At 55.0% G+C, this 16472-nt stretch carries 11 protein-coding genes; 7 read left to right on the forward strand and 4 right to left on the reverse strand.

Annotated features, from left to right (window positions below):
- Nucleotides 1-248: 248 nt before the first annotated feature.
- Complete coding sequence (locus tag SH528x_RS27805) at nucleotides 249-1823, forward strand: prenyltransferase/squalene oxidase repeat-containing protein (protein ID WP_442506702.1); 1575 nt, start codon at nucleotides 249-251, stop codon at nucleotides 1821-1823.
- A gap of 474 nt (nucleotides 1824-2297) precedes the next feature.
- On the opposite strand, the gene SH528x_RS27810 is transcribed toward SH528x_RS27805, so the two are convergent.
- Nucleotides 2298-3662 (reverse strand): DUF1598 domain-containing protein, encoded by a 1365-nt coding sequence (locus SH528x_RS27810; RefSeq protein ID WP_442506703.1) that lies wholly within the window; start codon nucleotides 3660-3662, stop codon nucleotides 2298-2300.
- Between the two features lie 360 nt (nucleotides 3663-4022).
- Between SH528x_RS27810 and SH528x_RS27815 the strand changes: the two genes are divergently transcribed.
- Nucleotides 4023-6191 (forward strand): sigma 54-interacting transcriptional regulator, encoded by a 2169-nt coding sequence (locus SH528x_RS27815; RefSeq protein WP_442506704.1) that lies wholly within the window; start codon nucleotides 4023-4025, stop codon nucleotides 6189-6191.
- 350 nt (nucleotides 6192-6541) lie between these two features.
- On the opposite strand, the gene SH528x_RS27820 is transcribed toward SH528x_RS27815, so the two are convergent.
- The 3 genes from SH528x_RS27820 to SH528x_RS27830 form a co-directional block, all read right to left on the reverse strand.
- Nucleotides 6542-7291, reverse strand: a complete 750-nt coding sequence (locus tag SH528x_RS27820) for a metallophosphoesterase (protein WP_442506705.1) — start codon at nucleotides 7289-7291, stop codon at nucleotides 6542-6544.
- Between the two features lie 10 nt (nucleotides 7292-7301).
- Nucleotides 7302-8939, reverse strand: coding sequence for a glucose-6-phosphate isomerase (pgi, locus tag SH528x_RS27825; protein WP_442506706.1), 1638 nt, complete (start codon nucleotides 8937-8939; stop codon nucleotides 7302-7304).
- Nucleotides 8940-9103: 164 nt separating this feature from the next.
- A complete protein-coding gene (locus SH528x_RS27830) occupies nucleotides 9104-9901 on the reverse strand; it encodes a tetratricopeptide repeat protein (RefSeq protein ID WP_442506707.1) in 798 nt (265 codons plus the stop codon).
- Nucleotides 9902-10166: 265 nt separating this feature from the next.
- Here SH528x_RS27830 and SH528x_RS27835 point away from each other — a divergent pair, with 265 nt between their 5' ends.
- From SH528x_RS27835 to SH528x_RS27855, 5 genes are all read left to right on the forward strand, one after another.
- A complete protein-coding gene (locus tag SH528x_RS27835; protein WP_442506708.1) occupies nucleotides 10167-10778 on the forward strand; it encodes a peroxiredoxin family protein in 612 nt (203 codons plus the stop codon).
- A 595-nt stretch (nucleotides 10779-11373) separates the two neighbouring features.
- Entirely contained in the window at nucleotides 11374-11742 is a 369-nt protein-coding gene (locus SH528x_RS27840; protein ID WP_442506709.1) for a helix-turn-helix domain-containing protein, read from the forward strand.
- 247 nt (nucleotides 11743-11989) lie between these two features.
- The gene (locus tag SH528x_RS27845; RefSeq protein ID WP_442506710.1) at nucleotides 11990-13066 is read left to right on the forward strand and encodes a hypothetical protein; all 1077 of its coding nucleotides are present in this window, start codon (nucleotides 11990-11992) and stop codon (nucleotides 13064-13066) included.
- A 251-nt stretch (nucleotides 13067-13317) separates the two neighbouring features.
- A complete protein-coding gene (locus tag SH528x_RS27850) occupies nucleotides 13318-14709 on the forward strand; it encodes a hypothetical protein (RefSeq protein ID WP_442506711.1) in 1392 nt (463 codons plus the stop codon).
- A gap of 313 nt (nucleotides 14710-15022) precedes the next feature.
- A complete protein-coding gene (locus tag SH528x_RS27855; protein WP_442506712.1) occupies nucleotides 15023-16297 on the forward strand; it encodes a hypothetical protein in 1275 nt (424 codons plus the stop codon).
- Nucleotides 16298-16472: the final 175 nt, after the last annotated feature.

The following is a 16472-nucleotide window of genomic DNA, read 5'->3' on the forward strand; positions in this document are numbered from 1 at the left end:
TATTTATGAGTACATTTGGCTGATCATTGTCATTCTTCACCCAGTGCGGAATGAAGTTGCTGACGTTGTCGAACAAGCAATTAAACTGGGGTCGATGGTCGGTTGAGTCCCCTTGTTTCGTTTATACTAGACAAAAGGGTACAAGCCTCTTTTTGTACGAGAGTCTTCGATCTAGCGCCGCATCTTCATCGTCCGGCACGATTCCGCAATCCATGTTCGTTCATTGAAACCTAGGGAACTCGATTTCCATGGCGTCTGTCACTGATCCCAACCAACTACTTCCCCAAGATCAGCTCGTTCCCAACGCGATGGTCGAGGATGACACCTATGAGGAAGTGAATCCGAGGCGGCGATTTTTAATCTTCAGCGCCATGCCTGCCTGGGCGGTCAGCACGTTTGTCCATGTGATCATTCTGCTGGTATTGGGGCTCATTTCGATTGGCGACCCGGTCAAGATCGTCAACGTGTTGTCGGCTTCAGCTACCGCCGAGGATGGCCCCGAGATGGAAGAGTTTGCGATCGAGCAGCTCGATCCAGGCGAAGTGGCCGAAATGGAAGAGGTCACCGAGACCAGCGTCGACACCAGCGAACAAATCGAGATGCCTGAGCCGACGACGTCGGTTGAATCGATCGAAATTGCCGAAGTGGCGATCGACATGGGCGAAATGGCTTCGGATATGGCTCCCACTGCGACGTCGCTGCAAACGCTGTCGTCCGTTTCGGGAGCTCCGATGAGCAGCCGCAGCGCAGACATGAAGAAAAAGTTGTTGCGTGATTACGGGGGCAGCGCCAGTAGCGAAGCCGCCGTGACCGAAGCTCTGAAATGGTTCTCACGCCACCAATTCCCCAACGGCGGTTGGTCGTTCCAACACAATGTCGCTTGTAACAATCGTTGCGGTGATCCCGGCGAACCGAAACGTGCCGGTGCGGTAAATGCCGCAACGGCGATGGCGTTATTGCCGTTCATGGGGGCTGGCCAAACGCATAAATCGGGTGACTTCCGCGAAAACGTCTATCGCGGCCTCAAGTTCCTGATCAGTAACGGAAAGCTCGGCAAGAAAAACGGCATGCCCGTGCTCGATCTGACCGAGAGTGCCGGAAACGGGATGTATTCGCACGGTTTGGCTTCGATCGCGTTGTGTGAAGCCTACGCGATGACCGGCGACCCCGAGTTGGCCATGCCGGCTCAGGCGTCAATCAATTTTATCGTCTATGCCCAATGTCGCGACGGAGGTTGGCGTTATCAACCGCAACAAGCCGATGGCGGTGACACGTCGGTGGTCGGTTGGCAAGTGATGGCGCTGAAAAGTGCTCACATGGGGCACTTGCTCGTGCCGCCTACCACCGTCCAAGGCTCGGTTTTATTTTTGGACAAGGTCCAATCCAACAACGGGGCAACGTACGGCTACGCCAGCCCATCGGCCAAGGTTCGACCGGCCTGTACCGCCGTTGGCGTATTGTGCCGCATGTACACCGGGTGGTCAAAGACCGATCCACGAATCGTCGCTGGGGTGAAAGAAGTCGCCAAGATTGGCTTCCGCAAAGACCAGATCTACTACGATTACTACGCCGCCCAGGTTTTGCGTCAATTTGGTGGTGCGGAATGGGACAAGTTCAACAACGAAATGCGTGATTGGCTCGTCGAAACCCAATCGCAAGACGGCGGAGCGAAAGGAAGTTGGCACTTCCCCAAGGGAGGTCACGGTCCCAAAGATGGCGGTCGATTGGCAGCCACGTCTTTCGCCACGATGATGTTAGAAGTCTACTACCGACACATGCCGTTGTACGCCGACAACGCCGCCGAAGACGACTTCCCACTGTAAGTCGTCTTCCGGCTTCTGCCCGTCGCGAGCCAGGTAGCGAAACTCGCCAAGAGTTTCGTCGTGCCCTTTAATAGTGGTGCGGCGAGGGGCCGCCCGGTCGAGCTCGCACGTTTTCTTAAACATCCGCGGCTGTAATCGCGACGGTTTTGCCTTAGCTGCAGAGCAGCGGTAGCATAAAGCCTGAGACGCGTGACGTTACCTCGCCCAGCGAAGCTGGGAGAGGTCCAGCGGGCCCCTTAGGCCTCGTTCGGGTGAGGGCGACCGAGCAATTTAGCGTACACAGCGTCTGATCTTGCTCGGTCGCCCTCACCCGAGCATCGCTGAAGGCTCTGCTCGACCTCTCCCAAACTGCGTTCGGGAGAGGTAACAGAATAGCTCGCTGCCGCCGCGGTTGCGGCTCTAACACCTACGAAAAAACGCCCCTTCCGTCATCGGAAGGGGCGTTTTTAACGTTTCAGTATTGTCGTGATACGTTTAGCGGTTCCACCACCAACGATCGTTGGCCGAGGCCAATGACTCTGTTCGTTTCGTTGCCACGGCGGCGTCGACGGTTTGCTTTTCAACCACCGAGAACGCGTCGATATCAACGCCTCCCGATGCGGTCACGACCCAACCGCTGCGGCCTCGTACAAAGCTGCATTGAGGATTCAACGCTTTGGGGATCGCGTAGGAGGTCAACTCGACCGCTTCGTTCTCTTGCTTTAACAGCGACAGATCGATGCCGGCTTTTTGATCGAGCCGTTCTTGGCTGATCAAGGTGGCCGCGATCGTCATATCCATGATGTTTTGCAAATCACCGAAAACGTGGACTGTTTTAGTCAATTCAGGATACTTCTGCGTCATCGTCTCGGCCCAGGTTTGAGCGATTTTGTCGACGCGGCCGGCTGCTTTGACGTCGCCGTCAGCGGCAACCAAGTCTTGATCGGTCAGCGTTTTCACGCCTTGGCCGGACAATTTCCAAGCCAACGCGTCTTCGCTCTTGGTCATCGCGTCGTAGTTGCACGCCATCCACCAACGTGGGTTTTGGGACGCGTTGTGGCGGCTATTTTTGGACATTTGCAGATAGCTGGGCAATCCATTGACGTTCGATGGGGCCAACTCCATCGCAACTCGCTTCATTTCAAAGTCGGCAGCGACCAGGATCCGAGCGTATCGGCTGTCTTGGGGCACTCCGTTCAATTGGATCATCTGTGGGCCAAACGCTTGCTTCATCGCCGACTCGTAAATCGCAGGGTTTTGGCCCGGGCGAAGCTTGACGTTGCGAAGCAGGTTTTGCAGCCGTTGGCGACCTTCGGCAGTCGGTTCGATCGAGCAGCTGATACCGCCACGGCGTGCGGTTTCGACGGTGCGAAACGCGACGATCAAATCGGCCAATCGCATGGTCGATTTTCCCGACTTCGTCCCCACAACACTGCCGTCATCGAGCATTTCCCAAGGCTCCGCAGGGCCCGCGATCACGATATCGTTGTTGTCGGGGTCGACGAAAACGTATTCGATGCGTTGCAGTCCTGCCAAAAACTCGACGTCGCTCGAAATCGGTTCGCCCGCTTCACGAGTCGCTTGCAGGTGTTTTTGCAATTTTGCTAACGAGATCATCCGCATCTCGGTCGCTTGGTCCATCTCGCCTTCGGCTTGCTTCAGTGCCGCCCGGGCCGCGTTGGACAGTTCTTGTTGCTCGGCAATCGTCGCGTTTCGGACGATGCCTTCAGCGTCAATCAATACTCCCCCCACCGCTCGGTTGTTTAGACCACTGATTCCCGCCTGCAGCGAGGCGGACATGCAGAGGACCGCGATGATAGACGCAGAAAATCGAAACAGACGTTGTGGACCGAATTCCATCGAGTGGATCTCCGAGGTATCCCGCACAACGGCTCGCGTTAATGGGCGGGGGATTGTTCGTGGCTTAGAATAGGTGCCTTGGACTGAAAAACCGCAAATGCAATCCGACGGATGGCAATGCGGTCCGGCAAGTGACCGATACACAGGATACTTGCGGAAAATCCATATCGCAACAGAAGTCCTGTCGCTGTGAACGCACAAATGGTCGGTTTCTCCGCTAAAATACGAGTGCGGCACGTGGCAGACGCTAAGAACCTGCCGCTCGACATTCTACATACTCCGTCACAGCGTTCACAATCATCATAATCGATACGCCATCGGTCTTCTCCATTTTTGGCTTCTCCTTCGCAGTGGATTCGCTTGAATACCAAAGTCCCGCAGACGACATCCTCGACAAACCCGGCTGGCGACACATCGGCCCCCCGCCATCCTAGTGCTTATCTCGTCTTAAAATCGGCCGGCCGCTGGAGTGACGTATTTCGACTCGCCCCCCCGGCTCAAGCCTTCTTGGGGCGAGCTTCCTCCAACCAAATCGTGATCCGCAGCCACCAAGCCAGTCGCCAGCACGCCCGCATCTATTGGGCCGATTCAGTCCACAACGATGCTTCGGACACTTCGCAACCGGCCTCAACCCAACCGGCTTCGCCACAACCCGCTGCGGCCGGTTCATGGACCATCGAGGATCTCGGCAGCCGCAATGGCACGTTTGTCGGCGGAACGGAGATCACGGCCCCGCACCCTCTTCGCGACGGCGACAAAATCGAGGTCGCCGGTTTTGCGATCCAGTTCACGCACACCATTCATACCGGCGGCATCGAACCGGCATCCGACGATGATGACGCGGCCTCGCAAGCCACCGACGATCAATTGACGATGGAAATGAGTGCCGATGCGATCACCGATCGTCGGCGGCACAGCGATTATCTGCATGGACGCGCGGCTGCATCCGATTCAAAAGTGGCGGAAGCCAAAAACGCAGCAGAGCTAAACGCAGCCGGCGACGATTCGCCGGGCGTTCGCAGCCGTTTGCTCAAATTGGCATTCACCCTCGCTCGTCTAGAAGATTCCGAGTCCGCTGTCGCCGCGTGTCTGGACGATTTGGTGGGCAGCCTGAAATTTGATACCGCCGGTGTCTATCTCAGCGAACGATCGACTCCGCCTGCCTCGGTTTCGCCCAGCTCGATTTCGGAAGTCCCCTTAGTCGCGACCCGGCAAAGCGGCGACCGCAGTTATCGTCGGCCACCCGAAGCGTTGCTGCAGAATCTGGCGGGCGAAAACGGGCTCGCCTTGTTGGCTCGCAACATCGTCGGCGATGACCAATTGGCGACCAAGAACAGTCGCGGTGAGATCGATGTCGAAAGCATCATCCTGGCCCCGATCCGTGACCATCGCGATCGTTTCCTCGGCATGATCCATATGACGACCGCCGCAGGGATTCGCCCCTTTGGCAGCGACGATTTACAAGTTGTGGTCGCGGTGGCCGAAATTCTTGCCGAGTCGGTTTCGCGGCTCGCCGACCAGCGGCGTTTGGCCAAGTCGCTTCACCTCAGCCGCCGCAAGGCCGAGCTGCTGCAAGAACAACTTGGCGACAAAGTTCGCATCGTGGGTAAAAGCGAAGCGATTCGATCCGTCATCGAAAAGATCAAGTTGGCGGCACCGACGCATGCCACAGTTTTGGTGCGAGGCGAATCGGGTGTGGGCAAGGAATTGGTTGCCGCGGCGCTGCATCACGCATCCAATCGTCGCGAAGGACCGATGGTCTGCCTAAACTGTGCCGCGTTGAGCGAAACTCTGTTGGAAAGCGAATTGTTTGGCCACGAAAAAGGCGCTTTCACGGGCGCCACCGAGCGGAAACGGGGCAAGTTCGAGATGGCCGACGGAGGCACGTTGATGCTCGACGAAATTGGCGAGATGAATGCCGAACTGCAAGCCAAATTGCTTCGCGTACTTGAGGGGCATCCGTTTGAACGTGTTGGCGGACACGAGCCGATCAAAGTCGATGTTCGCGTCGTCGCCGCTACCAACCGGGATCTGCAATCGATGGTCGGCGAAGGCAAGTTTCGACAAGATTTGTATTATCGCCTACACGTGGTGGAGATCATCGTGCCACCGCTTCGTCAACGTCAACGCGATTGTTTGTTGCTGGCCCAGTTCTTCCTCGACCGTTTTAATCGCGAGATGGGACGCCGGATCGAGACGATCAGCGAAGCGGCGCAAAAACGACTGCTCGAATATCATTGGCCGGGGAACATTCGCGAACTACGAAACGTGATCGAACGCGCCGTGGTGCTAAATCAAAAGAACGTGATCGAGGAGATCGATCTAGCGCTTTCGCCTACCGCAGCCGCGGGCGGAGGCGGTACGGCATCGAGTGAAACTGCGGTCGAGATGACGTTGGCCGAGCTCGAGCAGCAGCACATCGAACGCGTGTTGCGTCATACCGACGGCAACAAAAGTCGCGCTGCCGCGATGTTGGGAATTGAACGCAGCACGCTGGACCGCAAACTGAAACGGTTCGCCAAACCATGATTGCCACCTGTAACCAATCGCGGGAAAGGGGCAAACTCAATTTACCCTCCCGCTGGGAGGGTCGGCCGCTGAAAGCGGTCGGGGAGGGCTGGTGAAACCATGCTGGCACGATCCATTTCTAACACAGCGGCCCCACCCAGAGTCGGCTACCGCCGGCTCTGACCTCCCCAAGGGGGAAGTGAAATCAGTTCACCCTCCCGCTGGGAGGGTCGGCCGCCGGATGCGGCCGGGGAGGGTTGGTGAAACCATGCTGGCACGATCCATTTCTAACACAGCGAGCCCCACCCAGAGCCGGCTACCGCCGACTCTGACCTCCCCAAGGGGGAGGTGAAATCGAATTTCCTCCCCTTCTACGCTTGATCCGTCAGTTCAATTTCCACCGGCCGAAACGGGACGTGGCGAATCGCGGCGCCACCGTTGAAAAATTGCATTTGGTCGTGCTCGAATCCGCCAATCAAACGATGCGTGTGCCCGAACACCACACGTCGCGTTCCGCTCTCGGGCCCCAAGTCGTGTAGCACTAGGAAGCGATTCAGTTTTCGGATCGCCATCTTATTTCGGTGTGCCAATGCCGCCGCGACCTTATGCGCACGCGCCGCCACAATCGCGTCGTAGCCGGCGAATCGCCACAACGCAGCTCGTTTCTTGTCGGCCCACTTTTTTCGGTAGCTCTCAAAACGCTGCATTTTTCCGCGACCTTCGATCTGGTCGCCATGCAACATTACGGTGTCACCGATGCGAAGCACGTCGCCGGCAAATACAAAGTTGGAATCGGGCTCGGTCTGTTGCTGCAACTCCTGCAAAAACACCGGGCTAGCGTCATGGTTGCCACACAAGAAAACGAATTGCTTGTCGGGGTATTCGTTTCGCCACTGCTGCAAGTAGTCGAGCGAAAAGTCGACCGCTTCGATCTCACTTGAAAAACGCGACCATCGGAAATCGAACAGATCACCACCCCAGACGACCATCTCGTTACGCTCGATCAACGAGGCAATCTGGGTGTGATGTTGCTCTGCCGTGCTCCGCGTGCTCATCAAATGCAAATCAGAGATGAACACCGCCTGCTTGGGCATTTGATCGCGAGGCCAAGTGTGGATCATGTTCGCTGCCTTATTTCCATTGACGATAACGCTGGATCAATCCGTTGGTGGAACTGTCGTGCGCCAGCGACGCATCACTCGATTGCAATTCCGGCATGATTTTTTTGGCTAGCATTTTGCCGAGCTCCACGCCCCATTGGTCAAACGAATCGATATCCCAAATCACGCCTTGCGTGAACGTGCTGTGCTCGTACAAGGCAATCAATTTACCCAAAACGCTCGGAGTTAATTGCTCGATAAAGATCGTGTTGGAGGGTCGGTTGCCTTCGAAAACACGGTGTGGCACCAAATCATCTGCCGTTCCTTCGCTCTTCACTTCATCCGCGGTTTTGCCCATCGCCAACGCTTCGCCTTGCGCGATTACATTAGCCATCAAGATGTCTTGATGATCGCCAAGTGGATTCAGCGACTTGCAAAACGCGATAAAGTCACAGGGGATCAAGTGCGTGCCCTGGTGAATCAATTGGTAAAACGAGTGCTGACCATTCGTCCCCGGTTCACCCCAGAAAATCGGACTAGTGTCGTAATCGACGCGGTCACCTGAGAGTGTCGTCGATTTGCCGTTGCTCTCCATCGTTAATTGCTGCAAGTACGCAGGGAATCGCTTCAGGTATTGATCGTACGGCAGCACCGCAACCGTCTTTGCATCAAAAAAGTTGGCGTACCAAACGTTTAACAAGCCCATCAGTGCAGGCAAGTTTTGATCCAGCGGTGCGGTGCGAAAGTGAACATCCATCTGATGAAATCCGTCGAGCATTTCTCGAAAGTTTTTTGGACCAATCGCCAGCATCGTCGACAATCCGATCGCCGAATCCATCGAGTAGCGACCGCCGACCCAGTCCCAGAATCCGAACATGTTCGCGGTATCGATTCCGAACTTGCCGACTTCATCCGCGTTGGTCGAAACCGCCACAAAATGTTTCGCGACCGCCGACTCGTCGCCCCCCAGTCCCGACAGTAACCACGTGCGTGCGGATCGTGCATTGGTCATCGTTTCCTGAGTCGTGAACGTCTTTGACGCCACGATAAACAGCGTCTCGGCCGGATCGAGATCCTGAGTCGCTTCGGCAAAATCCGTTCCATCGACGTTGGAAACGAAGCGAAAATTGAGATCGCGATTGCTGTAGTGACGCAGTGCCTCGTACGCCATCACGGGGCCGAGATCCGAACCGCCGATCCCAACATTGACGATATTGCGAATTTTCGTGCCGGTGTGACCTTTCCATTGGCCGCTGGTGACGCGGTCGCAGAAAGCCGCCATCTTGTCGAGTACCGCATGCACATCGGGCACAACGTTCTCGCCTTCGAATTCAATTTTGGCGTCACGCGGAGCACGAAGGGCGGTATGCAACACCGCGCGGTCTTCGGTGGTATTGATTTTTTCGCCGCTGAACATCGCATCGATGCGATCTTTCAAATTTGCCGATTCGGCCAATGCGACCAGCAATTTGACGGTTTCCGACGTGATCCGGTTTTTCGAGTAATCGAGGAACAGTCCCAGAGCTTCAAGGCTCAGCGTTTGGGAACGCTGGGAATCTTCGGCAAACCACTCGCGAAGATGTTTGTCTTTAATTTCCGCGTGATGCGATTGCAGAGCTTGGTAAGCGTCGCGAGAAGTGAGACCGTGGGTGGCTGTGCTGTTACTCATCCCGAGAAATCCTTCAAAGAATCATGTTCGTTAAGTGGTCCCCCCATTCTCTACGAAGATTCAGAGCCAGGGAACCTTGGGTACCCCCAGTTTTTTTTAATGTCGTGTGGGATAGGCTTCCAGCCTGTCGTCAGCACTCATGACAGGCTAGAAGCCCATCCCACTTATCCAAACAGCCCTTTCTTGGGCAGGATCGACTCGGGCCGGCCGAGGGCCTTTTCGGATTTCTTGACTTGCTTGCGGATCGCTTTATCCGTTGCCGCCTCTGGCACATTGGCGAACACCTCGGCGTATTCTCGCAGCGCCGAATCATGATCTCCCGTTGCGGCATACGACTGGGCCAACATCAGAAACAATCCCGGCTCGTAATTCTCGGACGGATGCCGCAGCGACTCCATTTGCTGAGCCGCTAGCTTGGGCTGCCCACTCTCGAGCAAGTTGATTCCGGCAATGCGAACACAGGGCGGATATTCAGGATCGAGTTCGATCGCTCGCTGAAAACAACTCTCCGCTTCTGCCTTTCGTCCCTGATTCTCGTACCAGCTTCCGATACCAAGCTGGACATCAATGTCATCTTGATGTGACTGCAGCGTCGCCGAGGCCAAATCCATCGCCTCTTCAGGACGATTGAACACCGTCAAGGTACCAAGCAGTTCGATTGCACGTTGAGGCTCATCGGGTGCCTCGGCTAGCTTCGCCATCCCCGTGTCAATTGCCTCTTCGCGAAGTTGATTCCACTGGTGCAACGGCATCACACGGTGACGACGACAGCTAGAACAATCACCGAGAATCTGCTTTTTGCCCATCGGAATCAGCGGGATGAACAAGACCACGAAATAGTATCCCGTTTCGTAATCAGTCATCTGGCAATGGGCGCCACACGAATCGCATCGATCATGGTAGATCCGCGGATTTTTTTTGCCGTAGTATTGCGTTCCAATACCATTAATCGTGGTGGGCATAGAGGGCTTTCGTTCAGGCCAATAAAAGAAGCGTCGAGAGGTTTAACGAATGTGACAATGGAGTGCTTGCAACGAGAATGCCCGCCAATTTAGCGGCTCGTCCGCACCACCGCAATTAATTTGGTATTAGGCGACCTGTTTTTTTGCTGCTCTGAGTGGCGGAAAGCGAACACGAGTGATCATTGGCAATGTGAATCCATACGGTTCACTCTTTGGTTCCGCTCAGGAGCCCGCATTCCACTCGCTTTCACGAAGGTTTCCCTTGATGAAGATCGTTCCCACGCTTGCAATTTGTGCATTGGCTCTTTCCAGCACGCTTGCCGCTCCCGCTTCGGCACAGTCTCACGGCCAGGCTCAGGCTCACGGCCAGACTCAGGTCGCCAACGCGAAGAAGATGTTGGCACCCGGCAAGAAAGCAAAAGACTTCCAGTTGCGTGCCATTGCAGGCGAGTTACCGGGCGATGTCAGCCTAAGCCAAGTGAACGCGGATGGCCCCGTCGTCGTTGTAGTATTGCGAGGTTTCCCTGGCCGACAATGTCCCGCATGTTCCGCCCAGGTTGGCGATCTCGTAAAGAATGCGGACAAGTTTGCAGCAAAGAACGCGCGAGTGTTGTTGATCTATCCTGGAGCAAAATTGCAACTTGGCCAGCACGCGGGTGATTTCCTGCAAGGCACCAAGTTGCCCAAGCCGCTGACGTTCTTGCTCGATCCCGATTTCCAATTCACCAATGCTTACGGATTACGCTGGAACGCAACAAACGAAACCGCCTACCCCACGACGCTTGTTGTCGACAAATCAGGCAAGATCACGTACGTAAAAATCAGCGAAACCCACGGCGGCCGCGCTTTGAGCAACGAGATCCTCGCCGCATTGTAATCGATTTGCAAAACGCTTCGCGGATTCTCGTGACCTGATCCAAACAGGCCCGTCGAAGCGCTAACGATAGCCACGTTCGTGTGAACTCGCACGAACGCGGCAACGGCAGTTTGGCCGGCCAGCGTCAAATAATTTGGACTTGGGAGAGCCCGTACTGCGACACATCCTTCCGCTCGAGCTTGTCTCTGCGGAGGAGACAACTGGCAGCTACCGGGTTTCCGTCTGAATCGACAGCGCTTGCCGCGGGTCCTAGGGATTGAAAAAACGCAGGGATCGAGGCCCGCGGTTAGCGCCCTCGGCTCACAAGGTCCACGCCATTCGGGCCAGCGTCGCAAACGACTTCATTGAGGCCACGTTTTTCGAACGTGGAGACTCGCATTGTCGAACGCCTGTACGGTTGACGCCGCAGCACCAGCAATTCTCAATCTGCGTCCGCTCTCGCAAGCTCAAAATAGTGCCGTGGCAGTGAAGCTGGCGCCAATTTCAAATCCGCAATCATCCGATCGGCGGCGAATCCTCAACCCATCGAAGCGAAAAGCTGTTAACATAGATGTATACAGCCTATGCAAAATCTTATTGAGGAAACACGATTCCGATGAATAAACGTAAACCAACCAGCCAGCGGGTTCACCGCGATCTCAGCGACGAAGAACTCGGAAAACTTCGCGAGGGGCGCCCGGAAACAGGAAGCGCACGCCGAGAAATCCTTGCCGAGATGCGACTGCGGCACAAAGCCTGGAAGCCGACTCGGAAACAGGTTGATCATGTGTTAAGCCAGATTCGCTCCCATCGCGAAGAACTTGGTTTGTCATTGAGCGACATCGAAAAGGATTGCGGATTAAAGCGAAGCGCACTCTCTCGGCTCGAAAATGACCCCACAGCAAATCCGACACTTTTCACCCTGCAACGCTATGCATCGGCCGCCGGACTGGAACTGAACATCTCAGTAACCAAGAAAGCTTGAAAGCACAGCAATGCTCTTCAATCGCAAAAAGCGATCCCGCATAAGTGCGATTCGCTTTTGCCATATTCTGCTGCGTCATCCGACGTGCCTCACCAATCTAAAGTGACGCTGTGTGTGGGATTCGACGGGTGTGGGCGGATGACGTAGACTGGCGTGCATCAATGCGGGGATGCTCGTTCGCCAAACCCGGCACACATGCCGAACGCATTGCTTCAAAGTCCCTTCTTTTCGCATGCAGGATGGTGTCGTGACGGACTCGGTAAGCCAAAATAAAAATGGGCAAACCTTCAAACAACGCGTGACTGAATTTTGGCAGTGGTATCCCACCGTTTCCGAACGATTCTTCGAGACGATCGAAGCGAGTGAATGCGGCAGCTTGGTCGACGAAGTCGCCGATTTTTGTAAAGCGACTGTGCCCGGTCTTAGCTGGGTCTTTGGTCCGGGCGAAAATGGCGGCCATTCGTTCACGCTGTCGGGCGAAGGTCAAATTGCAAAACAGTTGCTCGCGGAGTATTGGCTGCAACGCGCCCCAGAAATTCCTAAATGGAACTTTCATGCTTCGCGGCAAGCAACACCAGCCGAATTTGTCAAAGGGTTCGCGATCGCCGTCGACGAGGGCACCCGTGTCGACGTGGACCGTTTTCTAATCCGCACGCATGTCGATGATGACCGCCAGAAAATTGATATCGTTGCTTGGCATCCTGTGCTTGAATCAGTGCCTTCGGCTCAGCACTTTACGATCCTGTTTCTGTTGGTCGATGAAGTGCTCGGTGAATTCGGCACCCAGACTTGGCTGGGCGAAATCAAGATCGAGCCCTTTACGCCCGATACCTATACCCGATCGCTATCCGATCTGCCGGAATTCATTTCGCATGTCAACACGTATCACGAATGGGAAAAGTTGCCGCCGCTGGATACGTACTGCGTCTACCAACTGAAAGAAAGCAAGCCATCACCGCGTGGCGACACCGTGGTCGGTTCGAGTCTGATTCCAAAGCTGGTCTTTGACTGTATCGAAAACGGCGGAAAGCTCAGCGAGGATCCGCTTAAGAACACGGGTGCAGAACTGATTTACGTTGCCATTGATGGCTCGGTTTTCCCCGAAGGCCAACAATCTGATGTTCGTGCCAACATCGAAGACGTTTTAACGGACTCGCTCGAAAAAGAACTCAGCGGGCAAACGCTCGGTGGAGCCTTTGGTTTGAACGAGAGTTACATCGACCTTCTGCTGGTTGATGGTGAGGAGAGCCGCCGGATTGTGAGCGAAACGCTTGCTCAGCTTCAGCTCGAAAATCGCTCGCGAATCGAGTCGTTTGTCGATTGAAACGAGGTCTCCTGGGGCGTCGCAGAAGGTCACGGGACGATTGACCGCGGGATCCCTCGCCGCATCTTTGCTAGTGTTTTAGAACAAGAACAAAACCGGAATCTCAGACGATTGTAAAATTCAAGTCAAACGAATTACTTTCCTAATAAAACGAGCTTTGAATCGTCTAACTTGAGTAGTGCAAGCTCCCATCGCGTGGTGGAACTCCCATTCACGCGACTTCTATTCTTGTTTCTTTGGAGAGAACGGTCATGTTCCATTCAGCCATGGCGATGCGATTCGGTTGCCGCAACCTGTTATGCGGAACGCTCGTTACCGCAATGTCGATGATCCTCGTCGCAGACGAACCTGCGTCGAAACCTGCTGATGCGTCCCCGGTCGCAGCGGCGGAAGCCCCGGTCGCCCAAACCGCTCAAGCTGATGAAATCGCTTCGGGGCAAGCGGAGGATACCGAAGCCGTGAAGGAGAAAGGAGAATCCAAAGGCAAAAAGAAATCGAAGAAAGAGGAAAAGAAGGCGACCGCCAAGATCGTCAAACAGGGACTCAGTTGGCTCGTTTCGGCACAACATTCCGATGGTGGCTGGGGCGGTGGCAGTCATGCTCAACAACAGATACTCGACCCTGCCAAATTCCCCTCTGATCCTGCAACCACAGCCTTTGCCGCAACGGCACTGTTGCGAGCTGGCCATACGCCATGTGAAGGCAAGTATCGCGACGCCGTGGTCAACGCGATGCACTATTTAGTGAAAGTGGTTGAGAACGCGGAACCCAATGCGGACCGAATTACATCGATCGAAGGGACGCAGCCGCAACGGAAATTGGGACCGATGATCGATACCGCGATGACCGCACAATTTTTGACCCGAGTCTCGGACGTGCTGCCAAAGAACGACCCTTGGCATAAGCGAGTCGAGGCCGCGTTGACGTCATGTTTAGAACGAATGCAACGAACTCAGGCGAAAGACGGCAGCTGGAATACCGGCGGCGGTTGGGCACCGGTGCTACAGTCCGCTTGGAACTGTAACTCACTCGAACTTGCGCGGGCACTTGGCAAAGACGTCGACGCTAAGAAACTGGAAAAGGCACGCGACTATCAGAAACAGAATGTGAATGCCGCGACCGGCAAGGCGTCGGCAACCGCAGCGGCCGGGGTCGAACTGTACGCTTTCTCGGGCGGTTTGCGAGGCAATGCGGTCGACGCGGCACAAGCGGCCGAGACGATCAAAGAAGCGAAGAAACAAGGCAAACTGGAGGCGGACGCTGAGGTCACCGAATCAAACTTGCGAATCGCTGGTCAAGATGCGAGCAAGGCTAAAGTGCTAGGGGATGCTGTCGTGCAAAATCGTGCCCAGCTAGAACGGCTTGGTGACGAAAGCTTGTTGGCCGGATTTGGCAACAATGGCGGCGAAGAATTCCTCAGCTATTTGATGACAAGCGAGTCGCTAGTGATCGCAGGCGGTGAGGCTTGGGAAAAATGGAACTCCAAAATGACTCAGCGATTGGGCAAAATACAAAACCCCGATGGCAGCTGGAATGGGCACCACTGCATCACCAGCCCGGTGTTCTGTACCGCAGCGGCACTGCAAGTCATCACGACGCAAAACGACATCAAATTGCTGAAGCGAGTCGCATCAGCAAAGTAGTGTGATGCGTTGTTGGTACGTTGATTGTATCACCAATAGTAGTGGATCTTGCTAAAGATCCTTGTATCAACAAATGTAGTGGATCTTGCTAAAGATCCAACGCACAGGACGTGTAGCCACGTCCACTACGGGAAATCGGCTCACTCAATCCTTTCACCACTCGCAGTTATGCGTGGGACCCGGCCGCTCACGCGTCACGGCTCACTAAGTCAACAGCCCGCTAGCGCCAAAACGGCCAATTTACTGAAAGACTCCTGCCTAACTGCTAAGCACTCCCCATCGCAAACTCAGCCCCTATCTTGGTCATTGCGTTATGAACACTGCAATATCTCGTCGTGTTTTTTTGGCAAGCGGAATCGCCGCATCGATTCCCGGATCGCAAGTGCGGTCGCTTGTGGCATCCGAGCGTGACGAGGTGCGATCGCAATCTCAGACGCTGATCAAGTCGTTGAGTGATTATCTGCTCGATCAGCAATCGCCGGATGGAGCCTGGAAAAGTAAGACGTACGCGCTGCTGAAAAGCGGCCAGGCGTTGACGCCGTTTGTGTTGTCCGCACTGCTTGACGCGAACTCGGAATTCGCAGCATCAACGATGGCGCAAAGTGCTTTGTCGTGGATGAAAAGCCAACTTGATACAGGCGTGCTTGGCGTCGCGGATCCAGAGGTGTTGGAATATCCCGTGTTCGCGAGTGCCTTTGCGCTGCGTTGTTTTCAGCAAATGAATGGCAATGACGCAGTGGTCGATTCACTTCGTCGTTTTTTGATCCGTGAACAGTTTTCCGAGTCGCGTGGGTTTTCCAAGTCCGATTCAGCATACGGTGGATGGGGATTCGGTGGCACTCAGCCGCCCGGTCAAACGGGGCACATGGATTTGGCGCACACACGTTGGGCATTGGCTGCGTTCCATGCATCGGCCTCTAAGTCATTGCCGGATGATCAGCTATCGCTTGCGACAGTTTCCGAATTGGACCGAATCAACTTAAACTCGCAGCACTTTCTTCGTCTGATGCAAAAGCATCCAAGTGAAACGCGCCCTCACCCCGGAGACATGAGCGCTGTCAATCTTGACCCGCGTGCAAAAGGTTATTTGTATGACGGCGGTTTTTACTTCTCACCGATTGTAATGGCGGCAAACAAGGGACGAATGGGGCACAAAAAAGGGCATACCTATTTCCGCAGCTATGCCACTGCAACGTGTGATGGCGTGATCGCACTACTGGCGTCGAGAGTCGACGCGTCCGACGAACGTGTGAGTTCAGCAAGGGCATGGCTTGAGAACAACAGCGACTGGGAATACCCCGAGGGTATTCCTCGCGATTATCCAGAACCGTGGGGCGAAGCGGTGTACTTTTACCATCAAGCTGTGCGTGCGGAAGCTTATTGGCGACTAGGGATCCGCGGCGATTGGGCTGAGCAGTTAATGCATCGCTTGCAGCGTCACCAGAAATCCGATGGAAGTTTTGTCAATCAACAAAGTGGACTGATGAAAGAGAACGATCCGCTGATGTGTTCTGGATTAGTGTTGATCGCGGCCACTTATGCGATGCGGCAAATCAACGATGCAACAGCGTCGTCTGCGGCACGCTAACGGCTTGGAAAGCCGAGCGACAATGGGATGATTCCGGTGCTCTGGACCCTGGGCACGAAACTCTTAATCTTAATCTCGCCCGGGATCGTGCTTGGCGTTTGAAACGCAGAGTCGGCTGGTGGGACGTTAGTCACTTCCTCACGACAGGAACAGATTCAAGGTGATTTTGACAGCC

Source organism: Novipirellula methanifontis, assembly GCF_052161655.1.
Classification (GTDB): Bacteria; Planctomycetota; Planctomycetia; order Pirellulales; family Pirellulaceae; genus Novipirellula.

Coding starts and splice junctions, on each gene's coding strand:
- SH528x_RS27810 (WP_442506703.1), bottom strand. CDS start 3,662: ATGGAATTCGGTCCACAACGTCTGTTTCGATTTTCTGCGTCTATCATC.
- SH528x_RS27830 (WP_442506707.1), bottom strand. CDS start 9,901: ATGCCCACCACGATTAATGGTATTGGAACGCAATACTACGGCAAAAAA.
- SH528x_RS27805 (WP_442506702.1), top strand. CDS start 249: ATGGCGTCTGTCACTGATCCCAACCAACTACTTCCCCAAGATCAGCTC.
- SH528x_RS27855 (WP_442506712.1), top strand. CDS start 15,023: ATGAACACTGCAATATCTCGTCGTGTTTTTTTGGCAAGCGGAATCGCC.
- SH528x_RS27850 (WP_442506711.1), top strand. CDS start 13,318: ATGTTCCATTCAGCCATGGCGATGCGATTCGGTTGCCGCAACCTGTTA.
- pgi (WP_442506706.1), bottom strand. CDS start 8,939: ATGAGTAACAGCACAGCCACCCACGGTCTCACTTCTCGCGACGCTTAC.
- SH528x_RS27835 (WP_442506708.1), top strand. CDS start 10,167: ATGAAGATCGTTCCCACGCTTGCAATTTGTGCATTGGCTCTTTCCAGC.
- SH528x_RS27820 (WP_442506705.1), bottom strand. CDS start 7,291: ATGATCCACACTTGGCCTCGCGATCAAATGCCCAAGCAGGCGGTGTTC.
- SH528x_RS27840 (WP_442506709.1), top strand. CDS start 11,374: ATGAATAAACGTAAACCAACCAGCCAGCGGGTTCACCGCGATCTCAGC.